Source organism: Erwinia sp. PME.40.26/001, assembly GCF_055556675.1.
The window spans coordinates 1-277 of record NZ_JBVHNP010000129.1; the positions used below are offsets into that span (position 1 = coordinate 1).

Annotated in this window: 1 protein-coding gene; it reads right to left on the bottom strand. The window is 50.5% G+C overall.

All coding sequences use genetic code 11. The features are described from left to right. A partial coding sequence (locus ACZ3HG_RS23515; RefSeq protein ID WP_465334760.1) for a hypothetical protein occupies positions 1 to 277 on the bottom strand: 277 nt, incomplete at both ends.

The window sequence follows — 277 nt, forward strand, 5'->3', positions numbered from 1 at the left end:
GCCAAGTGAGGCAAAAGCTACTTGCAAAGCCTTGAATTCTTCGATAGCTAGAACCTCCGTGGCTGTGATGGCACCAGCAGACACGGCAGGACGATAGAGATTTCCAGCCAGGCAAGACCGCACCGGATCATAGAAACGGCAAGCTTCTTTGATGAATGATTTGACGCCGCGTTCTATGCGGCAGGAGAAGAATTCTCTTTCTTCGACTCCGCATTGCTTTGCCAGGTCAAGTAACTGCAAAGAATGGCAATCGGCAGGATTGCCTGCACCAAATTCG